The sequence below is a fragment of the Stenotrophomonas sp. STEN031 genome, assembly GCF_056759975.1.
This window is the reverse complement of sequence record NZ_JBRREA010000013.1, coordinates 26,293-43,688: the sequence shown is the minus strand read 5'-3', so window position 1 is coordinate 43,688 and position 17,396 is coordinate 26,293. Positions and strand designations below refer to the sequence as shown.

Sequence of the window (17,396 nt, the reverse complement as noted above, 5' to 3'; positions counted from 1 at the left end):
GATAGGAGATCCAGCTTGGCCCCCAGTTCGTCGATCATCGACCGCATCGAATCCATTCCAACGCGCGAGCTGTACTTCTTCGCGTTGTACCGGGTCCTGGTCGCCGCACTGCTGAGCGCACTGGTGTTCGGGCCGCTGACCTCCATGGTTGGCGACGCTCACCAACCCTTGCTGGCGCAGTCGGTCTCCGTCGCCTACCTGTTGATCTCGGTGGCGCTGCTGATCTGGGGGCGCAACGAACGCTGGCTGCAGCGCATCGTATTTGGCAGCGTGATGGTCGACATAATCGCCGCCACCCTGCTCAGCCACGCCCTGCCCGGCGCCAGCGCCGGTGTGTCGATGTCGCTGCTGTTCAATATCGCCGCTGCGGGCTTACTGCTCCCGCTGTCGCGGGCAATGCTGATCGCCTTGCTGGCCTCCGCGGCCAGCGTCGCCGAATACATCTGGCAGATGCTGGAAGGCGGCCAGAACACCCGTACCCTGGCCGAACTGGCGATGTTCGTCACGAGCTACCTGGCCCTGACCTTCATTGCCTATCAGATTGGCAGCCGCACCCGCCGCACCCAGCAACTGGCCGATCAGCGCGGCGCCGAAGTTGCCAATCTGTTTGAAGTGAATGAACTGATCATCCGCCGCATGCGCACTGGTGTGCTGGTGGTGGATACCAACGGACGCATCACCCTGGCCAACGAAGCCGCCACCGCCCTGCTCGGCGACATGGAAGGCGCGCTGGCCACCGAACGCGTCGCCCTGAACATGGCATCGCCGGAGCTGGCGCGGCGCTTGCAGCGTTGGCGCAATGGCTGGCACGAAGACGAAACGCCACTGCAACTGGCCCCGGAGCAGACCGAGGTACTACCGCGCTTCGCCCGTCTGCTGGCCGACAGCGACATGTCGCTGATCTTCCTGGACGACACCACCGTGGTTTCGCGCCGGGCCGAGTCACTGACGCTGTCCACCCTGGGCCGCTTTTCAGCGAGCCTGGCGCACGAGATCCGCAACCCGCTGGCGGCGATCAACTACGCCACCCAGCTGCTGGAAGAGTCCGAAGACCTCGGCGAAGCCGACCGCCGCCTGCTGCAGATCATCCACCAGCAATGCCAGCGGACCAACGGCATCGTCGAAAGCGTGCTGGCATTGGCCCGGCGCGAACGCGCCAACCCCGAGAACCTCGACCTGGCCGCTTTCGTGCGCCGCTTCGTCATCGAGTACCGGCAGACCTTGTCACTGGAGAACGACAGTCTGGAGGCGGTGATCCGTGAACCGTCGGTGGTGGCGATGATGGACCCCCGGCACCTGCACCAGGTACTGACCGCCCTGGTACACAACGCCCTCAAGTATGGCCGCGTGGCCGATGAGCCGGCGCGCATCCGCATCCGCGTCGCCTCGGCCGAGCGCAATGCCGTTATCGACGTGATGGACCGGGGGCCCGGCATACCGGACGCCATCGCCACCCAGCTGTTCCGGCCGTTCTACACCACCTCGGAACATGGAACCGGCCTGGGCCTGTACATCGCGCGCGAGCTCTGCCGCGCCAACCAGGCCCAGCTGGATTACGTGTCCATTCCCGCTGGCGGCGCCTGCTTCCGCTTGACCCTGAGCACCCCGAAAACCGCGTTCGCCCGCGGTGAGCGCCAATGATCCATTTTTCGATGCAATCGTTTGTAGGCAAGCCTCCACCTCGGCTATCGTTCCATTCATGAACGCAACACACAGCGCCCTGATCGTCGATGACGAACGCGATATCCGTGAACTGCTTGTCCTCACCCTCGGGCGGATGGGTCTGCGGATAAGCACCGCCGCCAACCTGGCCGAGGCCCGGGAGCTGCTGGCCAGCAATCATTTCGACCTGTGCCTGACCGACATGCGCCTGCCCGACGGCAATGGCATCGAACTGGTCACCGAAATCACCCGCGACCACCCCTCCACCCCGGTGGCGATGATCACCGCCTTCGGCAGCATGGACCTGGCCGTGGAGGCCCTCAAAGCCGGCGCCTTCGACTTCGTCAGCAAGCCGGTGGACATCAATGTGCTGCGCGGGCTGGTCCGCCACGCCATCGAACTGAACAACGAAGCCCGTCCCAGCACCCCGCCCCCGCCGGAAAGTGCCACCCGCCTGCTCGGCAGCTCACCGGCGATGGACGAACTGCGCGCCACCATCGGCAAGGTTGCCCGCAGCCAGGCCCCGGTCTATATCCTGGGCGAATCCGGCGTCGGCAAGGAGTTGGTGGCGCGCACCATCCACGACCAGGGCGCACGCGCGGCAGGCCCCTTCATCCCGGTCAACTGCGGTGCCATCCCCAGCGAACTGATGGAAAGCGAGTTCTTTGGCCATCGCAAGGGCAGCTTCACCGGTGCCCATGCCGACAAGCCAGGGCTGTTCCAGGCTGCCAATGGCGGCACCCTGTTCCTGGACGAAGTAGCCGAGCTGCCACTGCAGATGCAGGTCAAGCTGCTGCGCGCCATCCAGGAAAAATCGGTGCGCCCCGTTGGGGCCGCCACCGAAGTCACCGTGGATGTGCGCATCCTCTCGGCCACCCACAAGGACCTGGGCACGTTGGTGCAGGACGGCCGCTTCCGCCATGACCTGTATTACCGCATCAACGTGATCGAACTGCGGGTACCCCCGCTGCGTGAACGCCGCGGCGATCTGCCGCAACTGGCCAACACCATCCTGCAACGGCTGGCGCAATCCCAGGGCCAGAAGCCGCCGCAACTGGCTGCCTCGGCGCTGGAGGCGCTGGACGCCTATTCCTTTCCCGGCAACGTCCGCGAACTGGAGAACATCCTTGAGCGCTCCCTGGCCCTGGCGGATGGCGACCGCATCGATGCCAGCGACCTGCGCCTGCCGCAAGCGCAGAATGCCGCGCCGCGCACTGCCCCCAGCGGCGATGCACCGACTGCCGCACCGGTCGTCCCTGTCGTGCAGGAGGCCGTGGTCGACATTGACCCCGCCAGCTCCGCCCTGCCCTCCTACATCGAACAGATGGAGCGCACAGTGATCCAGAAGGCTCTGGAAGAGAACCGCTGGAACAAGACCAAGACCGCCGCGCAACTGGGCATCACATTCCGCGCGCTGCGCTACAAGCTGAAAAAGCTGGGCATGGAGTAAGGCGGTACCCATAACCAAGGTAGAGCCGAGCCATGCTCGGCTGGCATTACCCGGAAACCCCACTGTAGAGCCGAGCCATGCTCGGCTGCGGCTCTACCAGGAAGGCTTCTGCCGAGCATGGCTCGGCACTACATGCTGACGATTACCGGGAACGTCCCCTGCCGAGCGCGGCTCGGCACTACCCCGGCTTAGTCCTTGGTGACGCGGTTGATTTCGGCCAGGCTGGTGGTGCCCTGCGCCGCCTTCAACAATGCTGACTGGCGCAGATCATTGATGCCGATTTTCTGCGCAGCGTCCGCAATATCCATCGCGTTGCCGCCCTGCAGGACGATAGCCGCGATGTCGTCGGTCATTGGCATCACCTGATAGATACCGGTACGGCCCTTGTAGCCTTCCGTGCATTCATCACAGCCCACCGGCTCGAACAGGTTGATGCCCTTGGCGATCTGCTCGGCGGTATAGCCTTCGGCCAACAGCGCATTCTCCGGCAACTGGGTCGGCCGCTTGCAGTTCGGGCACAGACGCCGCGCCAGGCGCTGCGCAATCACCAAGGTCACCGACGAGGTGATGTTGTAGGGCGCGATACCCATGTTCATCAAACGTGCGATGGTCTGCGGCGCATCATTGGTATGCAGCGTGGAAAGCACCATATGGCCGGTCTGCGCCGCCTTGATCGCGATTTCCGCGGTCTCAAGGTCACGGATTTCGCCGACCATGATGATGTCCGGATCCTGTCGCAGGAACGAGCGCAGCGCTGCGGCAAAGGTCATGCCGCGCTTGTTGTTCTGCTGCACCTGGTTCACGCCCGGCAGGCGGATTTCCACCGGATCCTCGGCCGTGGAAATGTTGCGGGTATCGTCATTGAGGATGCCCAGCGCGGTGTACAACGACACCGTCTTACCCGAACCGGTCGGGCCAGTGACCAGCACCATGCCGTACGGCTTGTGGATGGCCTCGAGGAACAGCTTCTGCTGATCGGGCTCATAGCCCAACTTGTCGATGCCCAGCTTGGCCGCGCTGCCGTCAAGAATACGCAGCACCACCTTCTCGCCAAACAAGGTTGGCAAGGTACTGACACGGAAGTCGATCTGCTTGCTCTTGGACAGGTTGAGCTTGATGCGACCATCCTGCGGCACCCGCTTCTCAGCGATATCCAGCTGCGCCATTACCTTGAGGCGCGCGGCGATACGCTGGTTCAGCTTCACCGGCGCCTTGGCCACCGTCTTGAGCAGGCCATCGATGCGGAAGCGCACCCGATAATCGTCTTCGTAGGGCTCGAAATGGATGTCCGAAGCGCCCTTGCGGATCGCGTCGACCAGGGCCTTGTTGACGAATTTGACGACCGGGGTGTCATCGCCCTTGGCATCCACGCCGGTGTCGCCACCGCCGCCCATCTCCTCATCGCCGGCCGCGACATCCAGATCACCCATGCCCTCATCGTCACCGCCAAGGCTGTCGCCCAGCGAGTCGTTGCTGGCAAGCCATAGATCCAGGGTACGGCGGATCTGTTCCTCGTCCACCAGGATCGGCTCGACCACTAGGTTGGTCTGGAACTTGATCTCATCCAACTGCTGCGTCGGGTTGCTGGTACCGACGAACAACTTGCCACCGCGCTTGAACAGCGGCAGCACCTGGTGCCGGCGCAGCAGTTCCTCGCTGACCAGTTTCATCGCGTTCTGGCTGGCATCGAATACCGACACGTCCAGCAGCGGCATGCCGAATTCCATCGCGTTGGCAGCAGCCATATGCGCGGCGCTTACCAGCTTCTTGTCAGCCAGCCACTGCGCCAATGGCACCTTGGCGTCGGCCGCATGAGTCATCGCCGTGCGGGCGACCGCCTCATCCAAGGCACCATCCTGGACCAGCCGGCGGGCGATGCCGGTGATTCCGACGAGGTTTGCAGTGGCAACGTTCATTGAGGCATCCCCTGAAAGCAGGCGCCCAGATTACCTCAAGAAGCCTTTTATAAACCGGCAGCCCGTCCGCATCGCAGCCACCAACCCGGCTACTATGGCGGAGGGGAGAACTTCTGGTATTCAAACGTGCGTGAACTGAGCATCATCCTGCCTGCAAAGAACGAGGCCGAAGGGTTGAAACGGACCCTGCCCGAGCTGCGCAAGGCCTATCCAGCCGCCGAGATCATCGTGGTCGACGACGGGTCGACCGACCAGACTGCGGCAATTGCCAATGAACACGGCGCCAGCGTGCTGAGCAGCCCGTACTCCATGGGCAATGGCGCGGCGATCAAGCGTGGCGCCCGCGCCGCCACTGGACGAATTTTGGTATTCATGGACGCCGATGGCCAGCACAGTGCCGACCATATCGCCCAACTGCTGGCAAAGCTGGATGATGGCTATGATATGGTCGTCGGCGCCCGCGACAGCAGCGGCCAAGCCAATCTGCACCGGGGCTTGGCCAATGGATTTTACAACTGGCTAGCAAGCTGCATGACCGGACACCGCATCGCCGACCTGACGTCCGGCTTCAGAGCAGCACGAGCCGACCGTTTTCGCGAATTTCTGCACTTGCTGCCAAACGGCTTCAGCTACCCAACCACATGCACCATGGCTTTTTTTCGCAGCGCCTATCCGGTTGGCTACGTAACGATCCCGGTGAAAAAGCGCATCGGCAATGGCAGCCATATACGCCCTATCAAGGACGGGATCCGGTTTTTGCTTATAATATTTAAAATCGCAACCCTTTACTCACCATTAAAACTATTCGCCCCTATTTCCGCGGCATTCTTTTTAACCGGGCTGACCTACTACGCGTTTACTTTTGTGGCAACACATCGCCTCACCAACATGAGCACACTGCTGTTCAGCGCTTCAGTAATAATTTTCCTGATTGGCCTGATCTCTGAACAGATCACCAGCCTTACCTATCGCCGCGACCAGTGAAATCCAACCAGGACGGCAGCCACTTTGCAAATGGAAAGGAAAAGTTCGGACCAAACATTAAAAGTGCAACTCGTTTGCCAGTTTGGTCGTCCGGTGCGCGGCTTAAGCCCATATGGCGACGCTCTGAAGCAAGCACTGGACCGCATTGGTACCGTCCAACTGATTGCTACCGACTATCATTCGGCCTATCCATCATTCCTGCACCCCGCCAGCACCGTACAAACAAAAAGTCGCGGGGACCTCAGCTGGTATAACCCCTTCAGCTGGCTGAAAGTTGCATCGGCCCGCGGCCAGATCATGCATATCCAGCATTGGGCTCCCCCGCTCTCTATTTATCTTTGGCCATTGGCAAGGCTGGCAAAGCACTCGGGAAAAAAGCTGATCATCACTGTACATAATCCAAAGCCTCATGAGACAAGAAATCCATTCAGCTATTTTGAGAAAGGACTTCTAGGAACTGCGGACATGCTTCTCGTTCACAGTAACGTAGGCCTCGATAGTCTGGAGAAAAGCATCCCCGGAAGCTCAACCGGTATTCGACGTATCCAACACGGCATGGGCGCATCCACCTCACCGGCAACACGTTGCGCTACTGACTATGCGAAGCTCGGACTTGATCCACACGCGCGCTATATTTTGCTATTTGGCAACCTGCGGGGCTACAAAGGAATCGAGGTATTACTCGCGGCCTGGAAGATGATCGAACTCCGGCATAGAAACACTCACCTTCTCATTGCCGGACGTCTATGGGACGGGGAGTCCGGTAGCTTCAGTAAAGCCATAGCCAAGCTACTCAGGACCACTCCAAACGCCCGTCATTTGCGCAACGAGCTCGCCCAAGCCGTCGCGGAAAGACGAGTTATTCTCAGGCAGGGTTTTCAGTCAGACCAAGATATCGATGCACTCATCAGAATCGCAGATTTCTGTGTCTTCCCTTACATAAGATTCTCAGGCCAATCCGGTGCCGCTTGCCGAGCCGCTGAGATGGGCTGCCCTGTCCTCACCAGTCAGGTCGGCGCCTTGACCGAACTCGCCATTGACGACTCATGGACATTCCGACCCGCAGATGTGCTACAGCTAGCAGAACGATTGCACCAAAAACTAAACGACATTGAACATCTAGCGTCGGCGCGAGTGCAGCAACACGCGATCGCCTTGCAATCAAGTTGGGACAACGTTGCAGCGCATCACGTAGCTATCTACGAGTCGCTCATATGAGCACGGGCAGCCACTCCTCCCCCTTGATAAGCATATGTATCGCAAACTATAACGGCGAGGACCTCCTCCACGACTGCCTTACATCCCTCTACACCCAGGATGTCGGAGCCAGCTTAGAAATACTTGTACACGATGACGCCTCAAGTGATCGTTCGCTTGAAGTGCTAGCACAACGTCATCCACAAGTGCGCGTCCTTGCAAGTGAGACCAATGTTGGTTACTGCAAATCGAACAATCGCCTCGTCGACGCAGCGCGTGGAAAATATATCCTACTGTTGAACAACGATGCCGCACTTAGACCCGGCGCTCTTCAAGCCTTGCTTTCGCATGCAAACATGAGTCCCGAACCCGGTATCTTCAGCCTTCCCCAGTACGATTGGTACGACAAATCGCAAGTAGACCTTGGAGTCTGCTTGGATATATTACATACGCCGGTCGCGAATTTTCGGCCAGGCAATAAGAACCTCGCCTACGTGCAAGGGGCTTGCATGTTCCTGAAGCGGGAAACCTGGAATCAGCTCGGGGGGTTTCCCGAATGGATGGAATCCAATGTGGAAGATCTCTACCTGTGCACGCTGTTGCGGCTACGTGGTGGGAATATCAGCGTCACCGCGCAAGGGGGCTACGACCATCGACAGGGCACCAGCTTCGGCGGCAACAGCATTCGCCAAGGTCGTTTGAGAACAACATACCACCGACGCTACCTGAGTGAACGCAACCGGGCGAATCTGGTCTTGGTCTGCACGCCTACCGCCCTCGCCTGGCCGCTGTATTTCATCCAGATCATCAGCCTCTTGTGCGAGGGGATCCTGATAACCGGCCTCAAACTGGATACACAACCAGTAAAATCCATCTACTTTCCCGCAGTGATTGAATCTCTACGCATGTTCAGCCTGCTACGTGCCGTTCGCCAAAACGTCCAAGCTTCCACAAGCATCAGCCTGTGGCGTTATCTCAGGATACTGACTCCAGTACCACACAAAATTTCACTACTACTCAAGTACGGTCCACCGGAACTAAGGTGAGGCCGGAAGGCATTACCGCCCCTTCTCGCGCCAACTTCCAGCTATTTTCCTGAAGAGAAAGAAAGGCTCCTTGGCGTTAACCCCATGCATAACCGGATCCACATTGGCAAGCAGCTCATTGTGCCGAGAAACGCACGAAACCAGACCAGCAGCCTCAAATCTTGAGAAAATATCGCGCCCAAAAAGACGAACGTGATCTGCCTGACCAAAAGCGAGCTGACGTGCCTCTCCGGTATCCACCCCCAAGTCCTGCCAGGTGGAATGCAGCTTGCTGGCATATGGGGTCTGCAGAATTGCCAAGCCATTTTCCTTTAGCACCCTGAATATCTCCGCCAATGCTGCGGTATCATCTGCAACATGTTCAAGCACATGATTTGCGATCAATAGATCAAACGACCCTTCCCCGTACGGCATCGACTGAATGTCAACACATTCAATATCACCATCTGTTGGATGAAGGTCAGCACGGACGTAATGCAGAGGTTTCATATCGAAAATCGCACGAGTCATGCGCCGTTCTGGCGCAAAGTGCAGTATGGATTTTCTTGATATCTCCGCAAACAAGCCAGCCCGCTGCATGTACAGCATCAGATGGCGTTCTCGATCGCTACAACCGCAGCGTGGGCACTCGAAATTTCGAGCATCACTGCCCACCACCCCTAGCACGTCTGTCAACCGAGGCCCTTTACCTTGACGTTTGTATGGCATGAATCGCCATACTCGCCTGCCACAAAGCACGCACCAACGCCTTCCTCCTGGTACCCAACCTGCTAGAAAATAGGGAACTACCTTTTCAACCTTCAAACCCATCTCCCCAACTCATCATCGACGGTACAGCACCTGAGGTGCTCCTCGACGAAACGGGCGCATCAATAGAGCAGATGCAAGTTTGCTAGCCATGCGAGTCACCGATATCACGAAGAGCACGCAAGTGTGCCCTCTTCCCAAAGGAGATTCGGCAAGCGCACGACCAAACCAGCTTTTGAACAGCGCGGCATCGCGCGCTCGCACACTCCGGAAGAAAACCCGCCGCAGGAAATCAACCACCCCTCTTGCGTAATCACCAGAGCTAATCAGCTCCCGGGGCACACTCCGTACTGCTTGCCAGTACAGCTCACGTACGTGCACTTCGCTTCTTGTCATCAATGAACCTTGCGCTCCGACCCGATATGCCACCAACGGCTCACCGATGTGGCCCAGCAATCCGTGCCTAGCGTGCCAAAGATGCGCTTGATAGTCGATCTGTACTTCAACATCCCGCCACGCACCTATACCAGCGCCACGAAACAGAACCGAACTATTGTTCAGGAAATTTCCATACCGAAGCATTTGCGCCAAGCTGAAAGTCGAATCACCCACGTCATTGAATACCCCTGTAGCTGTTCCCGATGCATCCACGGTGATGGCATTTGCATACACCGCACTGCACTCGAGGTTGCTCTGCAAATACTCAAGCTGCTTCTTCAGTTTCCCGGGAAGCCAATAATCATCACCATCAACCCGCGCCACATAATCCCCTCGCGCCATGAGTACAAGTTCGCGCATATTTGCGAAAGCTCCCACGTTGTGCAGCCTTCGAATACTGCGAAGGCGCCCACCATACTCAGCGATCAAGCCTTCCACTATGCTTCCGGTTGCATCCGTGGAGGCATCGTCTCCGACAAGCACGCAAAGGTCAGCCGCGACGTCTTGATCAAGGACGCTGCGGATGCAAGCCTCTATGTACGCAGCCTGATTGTAGGTCGCTATGCATACACAGATGACAGGGGCTGGAAACGGAGCCGACATCAGTCTTGCACTTCCGAGGATGCTTGCCCATCGGTCGTCAGTCTGCGCACTAGAGAAGCAAAATCGTCCAAAGCTCCTATCTGCAATATCCTGGCCCCAACGAGGTAAACAAACACAGCTACCGGCAAGGCCGCAGCAATGGCAAACCCGGGGCCCGAAGCCAGCTTTGCGGCCAACCAAGCCGCAATCGCTACAACCACCGATAGTAGAAGTACAGGAACCTGGTCACGTAGCTGCGCCATTAATCCGTAACCAACCAATTCACTTGAATGCCAAGTATTGATGAGCACACAGGCCGCACTAGAAACAAACACGGCCCAGGCCACGCCAAGCACACCGATAAGGCTCCCTCCCAATACAAGACTAATGGTCAACAGGGCCTTCACGATTTCGAGTCTGAACACCACATCAGAACGTCCGCGCGCACCTATTGCAGCAAGGTTCAACACATGCAACGGCCAAAAAAGAGATGACAAAGCCAATGGCACCAACAAGGTCCCCACAGCAGCCCATTTTGGTCCATACATCGACACTGCGAGCTCTTGAGCAAGCACTGCAACCAGCACTATGCAGGGCGTGAAGACAAAAAATGCCAGACGCATTGAAAAGCGCAGCGCTCCGGCAAGGCGATCTGGCCGGGCAGCTATCTCCGAAAAAACAGGCAACCCCACTCTATTCAATACGGCACTCATCAACTGACTAGGCGCCTGCTGGGTACTTTGCGCCAATGTGTACACCCCCAATGTGTTTGCGTCAAACATTCGGCCGATCAATAGCGATTGCAAGCGATTAGAGCCGATATTCAGTGCATTGGCCAACAGCAGGTACCCCCCGAAATGAAACAATCTCCTGAACGAGGCCCACTCGAACCTACCCCGCGGTCTCCATCGAACCACAAACCATAGAAGTACGGCACGCAGGATGGCAGCAGCTACGGCCTGCCAAACCAAGCTCCATGCACCGAATTCGTTCAAAGCAAGGACGAGCGCCAGCGCACCTGCAATAAAAGAAACTGCTAGTTCAATATATGCTCGCTTTTTGAAGTGCAACTGCTGGGACAGAATCGCGTTCGGCACTGCGGCCACGGCACCCAATGGCAAAACCAGCGCCATTACCCTCAACATCCACTCCAAGCTAGGCTGAAAATAAAAATCACTGACTGCAGGGGCAACAAACCACAGAATCAGCAGAGCGAAAATAGAAAGCAATAAATTAAACAAGAAAACACTGGTCTCTTCGTCAACGCTTGTATATTGCTTTTGAATCAAAGCAGACCCGAGCCCACCCTCAACAAGCAATGCAGCAAAGACAATAAAAACCAGCAGCATTGCCACCAAGCCGAAATCAACGGGTTGCAGTATCCGAGCCAATATCAAAGTCAGCACGAACTGGAATCCGTATCGTGCCAGTACTTCGAACGCGCTCCAGCTCAGCGCTGACATTGCCCGATTGAGCAGCGGCACCTTCATGTCAATCGCCTTCAGCACTACAAACAAAGATAGGACGGCGATAGAATTCACCGCGATGATGTGTCAGTCGAAAAGGACGCAGCACTGAATCAACGGCATCCAGGTCGGCAAGATCAATATCCGGTGGAATTTCGACATACTCAATATCCTCATCAGCTTCAGGGCGGGTCGGGTAAGCAACGCAGTCAATATGCCAACCGCCCCCCCGCAGCATGTTTGCGATGAAATCCAGCTTACCTACATCATCTTGATGATCGAACACCGGCGAATCTTTTTTACCGCCCAAGTTGGTACCCATCTGGAATATCAGCACCTTACTGCAAGCACGCAGTCTACTCAGATACTCGAGGGCATATCTTACGAAATCCTCGGCATTCGCAACCTTGTCGGTATCAAAATCGGACCCTGCATGATGCAGCACATTCAGATGTAGCATAACGTCGGTTGCTGGCAACATCGGCAGATCGTCTATATTCAGCGCCCGCCCAATTACCTCTACATTGGACATCTGGAATGCTTCCCCCACAGCGCTGATCAAACGAGCATGCACCGGATTCGCCTCAATTGCGCGAACCCGCTTTGATGGGAACTGATGCGCAAGGCTCAAGCCGAAGAATCCCGTATTTGCACCAAAATCAGTACATTCGACCCAATCAAAACGGGAAAGTACCGACTCGATATATCGCAGCCTGACTCGATCACCTCGCCATCCGGCATCGATGGAAACTTGGTGTCCAATTAGCTCTGCAACGAAATCCGGAAACGACTGATATGAAGAATGCTTGGAAATATTGGAATAGAGCAGTATCAGCCTGTCGCGCAGGCTCACCGCAACGGAGCTGGTCATTTAAAAAAACCTCGCACAAAAATTCGCCAGCTATCGCGACGAAAATAGACATCACTCGCCAAATAGGAGAGCACCTTGCGGAAAACTCCGGAGGACACAGCCCATCTCACGCGTCGTCCGCTCCGGATCTCAGCCAGGACCCCGCCCAACCACAGATATCTAGCACGTTCCGGCTTGGAGCGTCGGATATGATCATAATAATTTGGATCAGAATGAGCATAGTCACCAATAAATGCCTCGACAATTCCACAGTCGTGTGAAGTCACCAACTGTAGCGGCCCCCACACACGAGGATTCATCTCAATGAAATGCTTTCGCTGTCCGGACACAATGAACTCAACCATTGCAAATCCCCGGAAATCAACCGCAGCAAGCGCAGCAAGCACTCTCGAACTCGCTTCGTCTTTATGGAATGAAGCAGTTTCAGCCATCACTATTGACTTCCCACCAGACTGCTGGCCAGAATTCAACTGCGAAGAAGAAAATATTCGCCCGTCCGCTGATATATATATCAGCAGATAGTAACTCTTGCCTACAACATACTCTTGAAGGAAGAATTCCTCGAAGTCCTGGCGCTGTCTGAAAAATGTCAGCTCTGAACTGCTTCCGATGATGATCGGGTATCGAACGATCTGGTCCGCGCCGACATTCCGAAAAGGTTTCGCCACCACAGGAAATACTTTCACTTCGCTCACGTCGAGTTGCTTTGGCGCTGCAACCCCAAATCCGGCGAAGTACTGGATGGAAGACATCTTATTACTCAACCGGGCATAAACGGACGCATCAACCAGTGGAAGAATGCAACCCAATTGTATTCTTAGAAATTCTGGCTCCAGCCCTAGCAGAAACGTATTTAGATATTCGGACGATGGCACAAGAACGAGTTCCGCACCCGGAAAACGAGCTCTTGCAGAGGCCACCCAGCCAGCAAGCAGCGTCGCGTCCAGCTCATCACTTTGCCGCACTACGCAAACATGATCCGCATACGCAGTCCAGGCAACAGTATCAAAGGAATTGCGGGCAATGATGGCAAATTTTACGGAACATTCCGAAAAGGCGCGAATGAGCGCAAGAACGGCACGATCGTTCGCTCCCGAGAATATCAAGAATGCTCTTTCGACCATGAGTCAGGACTGCCCGATCAGCACTCGCAGCACCGATCCAATCACGCGAATTTCATGATCTCCGATGCTGTTTCCGTTGGGCAAGACCACTATCCCCTCAGCGATCTCGCAGGTAATCGGCAGGCGCTCGCTGGCGTTACCAAACATATCACTATAGGGCTGCATTCGATGGACGCCCGGCCAGAAATAGCGACGCGCCAGAATATTCTCAGCGTGCAACGCCTCTATCAACTGGTCGCGGGTCACCCTACAGCGTGAATCCATCTGCAATACGACATAGTGGTAGCTGTTGAACTCCGAATTATCATAGTCAAGGATGCTCACCCCCTCGATACCCGAAAATACTTCCCGATAGATGGCGTGGTTTCTGCGATTGATAGAGGTGATCTGCGGAAAAGCATCTAGGTTAGCCAACCCCATCGCTGCACAGACCTCGATCATCTTGCCGTTGGTCCCGGGGTGGATGACATTGTCATATCCCTTGAACCCGAAATTCCGCATGAGCCTAAGCGTATCGGCCAGCGCATCATCATTGGTGGCTACTGCCCCCCCTTCCATCGTGCTGAACGCCTTTGTCGCATGGAAACTGAACACCTCGCAGGCACCAAAACGACCGATACACTGTCCCTTGTAGGTACTACCGAAAGCATGTGCGGCATCGAACATCAGCTTTAGATTAAACTCTTCAGCCAACTCCTGAAGGGCATCCACGGGAGCCGCCCGCCCCCAAAGATGCACACCGATTATCCCGGTAGTCTTTGCGGTTATTGCGCGCCTTACCGATTCTGTATCGAGGTTTTGCGTGTATCTATCGACATCTGCAAATACCGGAGTGATACCTTGCCAATGCAGAGCATGTGCGGTTGCAACAAACGTCCAGGAAGGAACGATGACCTCGCCAGTAAGGCCCAGAGCACGAATGGCGATCTCAAGCGCTATGGTGCCATTGCACATCGCCACACAGTGCCTGACCCCAAGTCGTTCTGATAACCTCCGTTCAAGCTCCTGAACCTTTGGGCCGTTATTGGTCAACCAACCGTTGTCGAGCACCTGCCCGACTCCTTCCAGGAACGCATCTCGATTGGCAATGTTCGGACGACCAACATGTAGTGGCATCGAGAAAGCAGGCGCTGCTCCATTGATGGCAAGATCTTTGCCGCACTCAATCGCCTTCATTGAAGTTCCCCGCATCATCTTCCAGTTCCCGATACTTCGCAGCAGCTAAACGCGCCAGAACAGGCACGACTCAATTCTTGGATTGTAAGCCCGCAGCCAGCCTGTCCGCCCATTCTCCGCGCCCTTCCTCCCTCAAACCAAGCAGCAGTCGACCGACCGCCGGGTCGCCCGCCGGAAAGCCATCTACAGCCAATTGCAGATAACGATACGCCTGATCCGGATTCTCCCCATGATCCAACAGAAATCTTGCTATGGAGACATACTCCACTGGAGAAAACCCGGCGCGTCGCTGAACAATTTCGACTGTTTCGGAAACACCCTTTGGATCCAGATCCAGACCATGATTGGCGTTGCCTACCATGTTCATGGCAACAGCTTTGTTCTCCGGCGTAATCACTGCGGTACGCAGACCCGTAAGCAGCAATCCCCAATCCGCGTCTGATGCATCGCCGCGAAGCGATTTGAAAATAACTACATTTGCCAGTGCCATGATGGACCCCGTAGCTTCACCACCTCTCTTGCATGCTGCAATCGCGTTAGCAAACTGCTCACCGCTGTAATCACCTTGACTAAGATCAAAATGCGCTCGACACAAAGCCACCCATGCGCGACTGGAATGGGGGGCGATCCTTACACTTTCCTTTGCGAGGGAAAGGTTGTCACCCCATATCTGTGCACGTTTGAAAGTCGTGACGCCCAACGCGGGCACCAGTAAAAACGACGACGCGAGCACCGCCGCAATTGCTCCATTCCCCCAACGCTGAATCGCCAAGAAGGCCAAGTCCGCTAGCGCCAACATGATTCCAATTAAAGGAAAGTGGTTGCGATGCTCAAAGACAAGCTCAAGCCCAAGCATACTGCTACTGATCACATGACCCAGGAAAAACAGCAATACACCGAATGAGAAAATTGGGCGCCGCCGCCTCAAAGCAAACGCAGAAGCAAGCAACGCGAGCAAAAACATCCAACACCCCAAAGTTGTCACAGGCTGCAGCAAGCCGCGTGATACCGGGTAGGCATCATAGTAAAATGGAAGATTTGCCGGAGCAGGCCATGCGATCTGCCACAGGTACAGCACCAGCACCCGCGCCTGCGTCAGCACCCGTTCGTAACTATTGAAATCCCTTCCAGGGAAAACAGTCCAGCTCCAATACTTTGGCAACGCCCAGAACAGCAACAGCATCGCACCGCCAACTGTCGCAACCAGATATAACCTGCGTAGACCAGACTCGATTTTGGGATTGGCAGCCCGGAATCCCAGTACACACGCCTCCAGCGCCAGCGTGTACATCGGCAGAAGAATCGCGTCTTCCTTGCTTGCCACTCCCATGATCCAGAAAACCAGCGCCCAAGCGCCATAACGACCGCCATGCCCAGACCGCAGCTGCACCGTGCGCATACGCAGGTATGACCACAAGGCAAGGATCAAAAACAACGTTGCCAATGTCTGCATGCGCTGAACCACATACAGAACCGAGGATACTTGCAGCGGGTGAGCCGCCCACGCCAGAGCCAACACCAGTGCCCCGATTGCGGCCGCCCGGGCGGACCAACCTGCTATCGTTAGCAATTGTTTGAGAAAGCAAGCCAGCAAGATCACACTGATCGCGTGAATCGCGATATTGGTTGCCTTGAATGTCGCAGGATCGAAGCCACCTGCACGAAAATAATCCAAGCCAAAAGTCAACATCGCCAGCGAACGCAGACCGTGCCCACCAGGAAAGCTCATTGCAGCACGGCCCAATGAATGGTGATCCAGCCCCATTACATACAGAGAGACGTTCTGGGTAATGTTGGGCTTGTCATCGAAGAAGAAGCCCCCGCTCAGACCCGGCCGATATAACATAACAATTGCGAGCGCGCAGATCGTTGCGAGCAGGAGGAATCGATGGCGCCGCAACCAACCGGCAGCTGAAGCAAAGTGAGTCATTGGTCCGCTATGGCTTCTGATACGTGGAAAAGGCAAGAACACATTACTCAGCTCCATTCCAGCCGTAACCAGATCAGAGTTAGTCACGGACAACCAGACTACACTCCGATGCATTCATCGGACATTTACCGGTGCCCCGCGCCTCGATTATCCCGCCCATCTACAAAAGAAAAAGGGGCGCAAGCGCCCCTTTTTTAAACCAGCTGCATGTCTATTAGACGCACTTGCCCGGCTTGTACTTTGCATCCAGATCAGAGGTGCACTTCCACATGCCATCGGCATCGCGGGTCAGCGTCAGCTTCTTGCCATTGAACTTGGTGGCGTTGCCACCCTTGGCGGTGCACTCGATCACGGTGGTGCCGGTCAGGGCCAGGTTGCAATAGCTGCCACCATTGGCGGTCTGACCGATATAGCCATTTGCAGAGGCCGTCAATGAAGGAGTCTTGCCTTCATTGACCATGACTTCGAACTGAGTCTTCAGCGGGGTGATTTCGGCAAGTGCCGATGCACCCTGCGACTTAACGACGTAGTCCTGGTAAGCCGGCAGCGCGATTGCGGCCAGGATGGCGATGATCGCGACAACGATCATCAGTTCGATCAGCGTAAAACCCTGCTGCTTCTTCATTAGATACATCCCCTAGAGGTTTGTGATTGTTGACGAGGGTGAAAGCCGCATAGGCAAACTCCCCCCATGCGGGGTGTTACAAAGCAGGTTGCGTGCCAAGTTCTGGCAGCCCCCAGCTCCCCGTCGACAATCATCGCATCAACCCGAAGGAATGGAAGCCCCCAATAGGCAACTTCTACCAT

The 17,396-nt window shown here is 56.2% G+C and carries 14 protein-coding genes; 5 read left to right on the top strand and 9 right to left on the bottom strand.

All coding sequences use genetic code 11. The annotated features are described in order from the left end of the window. Window positions 1-15 precede the first annotated feature (15 nt). Both ACVOLQ_RS08310 and ACVOLQ_RS08305 read left to right on the top strand, forming a co-directional pair. Complete coding sequence (locus tag ACVOLQ_RS08310) at window positions 16-1,641, top strand: sensor histidine kinase (RefSeq protein WP_481527683.1); 1,626 nt, start codon at window positions 16-18, stop codon at window positions 1,639-1,641. Window positions 1,642-1,699: 58 nt separating this feature from the next. Further along, window positions 1,700-3,112: a sigma-54-dependent transcriptional regulator gene (locus ACVOLQ_RS08305; protein ID WP_481527682.1), complete on the top strand. Its 1,413-nt coding sequence runs from the start codon at window positions 1,700-1,702 to the stop codon at window positions 3,110-3,112. Window positions 3,113-3,300: 188 nt separating this feature from the next. On the opposite strand, the gene pilB is transcribed toward ACVOLQ_RS08305, so the two are convergent. Then, window positions 3,301-5,028: a type IV-A pilus assembly ATPase PilB gene (gene pilB, locus ACVOLQ_RS08300; RefSeq protein WP_481527681.1), complete on the bottom strand. Its 1,728-nt coding sequence runs from the start codon at window positions 5,026-5,028 to the stop codon at window positions 3,301-3,303. Window positions 5,029-5,154: 126 nt separating this feature from the next. Between pilB and ACVOLQ_RS08295 the strand changes: the two genes are divergently transcribed. The 3 genes from ACVOLQ_RS08295 to ACVOLQ_RS08285 are packed head-to-tail and all read left to right on the top strand — an operon-like array spanning window position 5,155 to window position 8,255. Continuing rightward, entirely contained in the window at window positions 5,155-6,012 is an 858-nt protein-coding gene (locus ACVOLQ_RS08295) for a glycosyltransferase family 2 protein (RefSeq protein WP_481527680.1), read from the top strand. Between the two features lie 30 nt (window positions 6,013-6,042). Next, window positions 6,043-7,230: a glycosyltransferase family 4 protein gene (locus ACVOLQ_RS08290; protein ID WP_481527679.1), complete on the top strand. Its 1,188-nt coding sequence runs from the start codon at window positions 6,043-6,045 to the stop codon at window positions 7,228-7,230. Beyond that, window positions 7,227-8,255, top strand: coding sequence for a glycosyltransferase family 2 protein (locus ACVOLQ_RS08285; RefSeq protein WP_481527678.1), 1,029 nt, complete (start codon window positions 7,227-7,229; stop codon window positions 8,253-8,255). Before ACVOLQ_RS08290 ends, ACVOLQ_RS08285 begins: the two co-directional genes overlap by 4 nt. 12 nt (window positions 8,256-8,267) lie before the next feature. On the opposite strand, the gene ACVOLQ_RS08280 is transcribed toward ACVOLQ_RS08285, so the two are convergent. From ACVOLQ_RS08280 to ACVOLQ_RS08245, 8 genes are all read right to left on the bottom strand, one after another. Then, window positions 8,268-8,843: a class I SAM-dependent methyltransferase gene (locus ACVOLQ_RS08280; RefSeq protein WP_481527677.1), complete on the bottom strand. Its 576-nt coding sequence runs from the start codon at window positions 8,841-8,843 to the stop codon at window positions 8,268-8,270. A 234-nt stretch (window positions 8,844-9,077) separates the two neighbouring features. Continuing rightward, a complete protein-coding gene (locus ACVOLQ_RS08275) occupies window positions 9,078-10,043 on the bottom strand; it encodes a glycosyltransferase (RefSeq protein WP_481527676.1) in 966 nt (321 codons plus the stop codon). Continuing rightward, on the bottom strand, window positions 10,043-11,512 hold the full coding sequence (locus ACVOLQ_RS08270) for a lipopolysaccharide biosynthesis protein (RefSeq protein ID WP_481527675.1): 1,470 nt from the start codon (window positions 11,510-11,512) through the stop codon (window positions 10,043-10,045). The genes ACVOLQ_RS08275 and ACVOLQ_RS08270 overlap by 1 nt, the downstream gene beginning before the upstream one ends. 1 nt (window position 11,513) lies before the next feature. Beyond that, a complete protein-coding gene (locus ACVOLQ_RS08265; protein ID WP_481527674.1) occupies window positions 11,514-12,359 on the bottom strand; it encodes a hypothetical protein in 846 nt (281 codons plus the stop codon). Further along, window positions 12,356-13,483: an ATP-grasp domain-containing protein gene (locus ACVOLQ_RS08260; RefSeq protein WP_481527673.1), complete on the bottom strand. Its 1,128-nt coding sequence runs from the start codon at window positions 13,481-13,483 to the stop codon at window positions 12,356-12,358. Before ACVOLQ_RS08260 ends, ACVOLQ_RS08265 begins: the two co-directional genes overlap by 4 nt. A gap of 3 nt (window positions 13,484-13,486) precedes the next feature. Continuing rightward, the gene (locus ACVOLQ_RS08255) at window positions 13,487-14,659 is read right to left on the bottom strand and encodes an aminotransferase class I/II-fold pyridoxal phosphate-dependent enzyme (protein WP_481527672.1); all 1,173 of its coding nucleotides are present in this window, start codon (window positions 14,657-14,659) and stop codon (window positions 13,487-13,489) included. A gap of 70 nt (window positions 14,660-14,729) precedes the next feature. Continuing rightward, complete coding sequence (locus tag ACVOLQ_RS08250) at window positions 14,730-16,646, bottom strand: hypothetical protein (RefSeq protein WP_481527671.1); 1,917 nt, start codon at window positions 16,644-16,646, stop codon at window positions 14,730-14,732. A gap of 157 nt (window positions 16,647-16,803) precedes the next feature. Continuing rightward, entirely contained in the window at window positions 16,804-17,214 is a 411-nt protein-coding gene (locus ACVOLQ_RS08245) for a pilin (protein ID WP_481527670.1), read from the bottom strand. Between the last annotated feature and the right edge of the window lie 182 nt (window positions 17,215-17,396).

What these genes read in the sequence shown, in the direction of transcription:
- ACVOLQ_RS08245 (WP_481527670.1), bottom strand. Translation starts at nt 17,214, where the DNA reads ATGAAGAAGCAGCAGGGTTTTACGCTGATCGAACTGATGATCGTTGTC.
- pilB (WP_481527681.1), bottom strand. Translation starts at nt 5,028, where the DNA reads ATGAACGTTGCCACTGCAAACCTCGTCGGAATCACCGGCATCGCCCGC.
- ACVOLQ_RS08250 (WP_481527671.1), bottom strand. Translation starts at nt 16,646, where the DNA reads ATGGAGCTGAGTAATGTGTTCTTGCCTTTTCCACGTATCAGAAGCCAT.
- ACVOLQ_RS08260 (WP_481527673.1), bottom strand. Translation starts at nt 13,483, where the DNA reads ATGGTCGAAAGAGCATTCTTGATATTCTCGGGAGCGAACGATCGTGCC.
- ACVOLQ_RS08275 (WP_481527676.1), bottom strand. Translation starts at nt 10,043, where the DNA reads ATGTCGGCTCCGTTTCCAGCCCCTGTCATCTGTGTATGCATAGCGACC.
- ACVOLQ_RS08290 (WP_481527679.1), top strand. Translation starts at nt 6,043, where the DNA reads ATGGAAAGGAAAAGTTCGGACCAAACATTAAAAGTGCAACTCGTTTGC.
- ACVOLQ_RS08255 (WP_481527672.1), bottom strand. Translation starts at nt 14,659, where the DNA reads ATGAAGGCGATTGAGTGCGGCAAAGATCTTGCCATCAATGGAGCAGCG.
- ACVOLQ_RS08305 (WP_481527682.1), top strand. Translation starts at nt 1,700, where the DNA reads ATGAACGCAACACACAGCGCCCTGATCGTCGATGACGAACGCGATATC.
- ACVOLQ_RS08265 (WP_481527674.1), bottom strand. Translation starts at nt 12,359, where the DNA reads ATGACCAGCTCCGTTGCGGTGAGCCTGCGCGACAGGCTGATACTGCTC.
- ACVOLQ_RS08280 (WP_481527677.1), bottom strand. Translation starts at nt 8,843, where the DNA reads ATGCTGTACATGCAGCGGGCTGGCTTGTTTGCGGAGATATCAAGAAAA.
- ACVOLQ_RS08270 (WP_481527675.1), bottom strand. Translation starts at nt 11,512, where the DNA reads ATGAAGGTGCCGCTGCTCAATCGGGCAATGTCAGCGCTGAGCTGGAGC.
- ACVOLQ_RS08285 (WP_481527678.1), top strand. Translation starts at nt 7,227, where the DNA reads ATGAGCACGGGCAGCCACTCCTCCCCCTTGATAAGCATATGTATCGCA.